Source organism: Streptomyces sp. NPDC002130 (assembly GCF_040296465.1).
Taxonomy (GTDB): Bacteria; Actinomycetota; Actinomycetes; order Streptomycetales; family Streptomycetaceae; genus Streptomyces.
In genome coordinates this window covers 1-1,604 of record NZ_JBEOXI010000729.1, presented here as the reverse complement: position 1 = coordinate 1,604, position 1,604 = coordinate 1, and the positions used below count along the sequence as shown (strand labels likewise).

At 64.5% G+C, this 1,604-nt stretch carries 1 protein-coding gene and 1 pseudogene; one reads left to right on the top strand and one right to left on the bottom strand.

All coding sequences use genetic code 11. The features are described 5' to 3' along the window. Positions 1-20 precede the first annotated feature (20 nt). Positions 21-761, bottom strand: coding sequence for a shikimate 5-dehydrogenase (locus ABT116_RS44905; protein ID WP_351646781.1), 741 nt, complete (start codon positions 759-761; stop codon positions 21-23). A gap of 127 nt (positions 762-888) precedes the next feature. On the opposite strand from ABT116_RS44905, the pseudogene ABT116_RS44900 reads away from it, so the two are divergent. Beyond that, a pseudogene (locus tag ABT116_RS44900) lies at positions 889-1,604 on the top strand (molybdopterin-binding oxidoreductase); the annotation flags it as partial.

The following is a 1,604-nucleotide window of genomic DNA, read 5'->3' as shown; positions in this document are numbered from 1 at the left end:
GACCCGGCGCCCGGTGCGCGTCACAGCAGGGCGGCGGCCTCCTCGGGGGAGAGGCTGCCGCCTTCAGCGTACGCGCTCTCGTACGCCTGGAGAGGAGTGTTCGCGGGCATCGCGACGACGTCGAAGACTACTTCCGCTGCGCGAACTGCTTCTTCGGGGAACGACAGTGCATCGGCTTCAGCACCGCCGGACATTCCGATCGGGGTCGCATTGATCAGCACACCGGGACGAAGCGGACCGAGTTCGGCCTGCCAGTCGAAGCTGTACTGCTCGGCGAGCGCCGACCCTACTTCCTGGTTGCGGGCGATTACGGTGACGTCGGTGAATCCGGTGTCGCGTACCGCGGCGACGACTGCTTTTGCCATGCCGCCGCTGCCGGCGACAGCGACGGACAGGCTCGTGTCGACGTCGTTGTCACGCAGCAGATCGGCCACCGCCTGATAGTCGGTGTTGTAGGCGTGCAGCACTCCGGACTCGTTGACGATCGTGTTCACGGAGTCGATGGCGCTGGCCGAATCGTGCATGACGTCGATGTGCTCGATGACCTGTTCCTTGAACGGCATCGACACCCCGCAGCCTCGAATCCCGAGTGCTCGGATGCCGCCGATCGCGGCTGGCACGTCTTCGGTGGTGAAGGCTTTGTAGACGAAGTTCAGGCCCAATTCCTCGTAGAGGTAATTGTGAAACCTCGTGCCGATGTTGCTCGGTCGCCCGGAGAGCGACATGCACAGGAGCGTGTCCTTGTTGAGGTCGACGGTCATTGTCCCCACTCTAATCGCGAGTTCGGCGTAGTTCTTGATAGACGAGTGCACCCATCCGGATGTCCCGCAGCGCCGAATGTCGGGTATCCGATCGAAGCACCACTCGCACCGACAGAGCCGAGACGACATGGTCACACAGAACATCGACGAGCACCCGAGCACCGAATCTCGTCCACCGCGTCGTAGATGGGCTGCTCACGCGATCTCCGGGGTCTTGGCCGCGGCTGTCGTCCTGGGCGTCGGTGAACTGGTGGCGCTGCCGATCAACCCGGACGCGTCGCCCTTCTACGCAGTCGGTGCAACCACCGTCGACCGAACCCCGGCGTGGGCTCGCGAGTTCGCGATCGACACCTTCGGCACCAATGACAAGCCGGCGCTGTTCATCGGAATGTCGATATTGATCGTTCTGCTCGGTGCGGTGGCCGGGCTGTTGGAACGGCGACGCCGCCCGATCGGCAGTGTCATCCTCGTTCTTCTGGGCGCGGTTGGTGTGTATGCGGCGATGCAGCGCCCGACTGCCGATGCGATGTACGTGTTCCCGACGCTGGTCGGTGTGGTGGCGGGCGTCGCAACACTGCGTTTGCTGATCACACAGCTGGAGGTGCCGCTCGCGCCGGGCGTCGCCGACTCGTGGTTGCCTCGTCGTCAGTTCCTTCTGCTGGCAGGTGCGGCGTTGGCAGTGGCTGCGGCAGCGGGTGCCGCCGGGAAGTTCGTGGGGCAGAGAATCGCTGGAGCAGTCGCGAATCGTGAAGATTTCGTCGTGCCCACCGCCGCTGACCCGGCGCCGCCGATTCCGGCGGGTGCGGACATCACGATTGCGGGTGCGTCGACGTACATCACGCC

What these genes read in the sequence shown, in the direction of transcription:
- ABT116_RS44905 (WP_351646781.1), bottom strand. Translation starts at nt 761, where the DNA reads ATGACCGTCGACCTCAACAAGGACACGCTCCTGTGCATGTCGCTCTCC.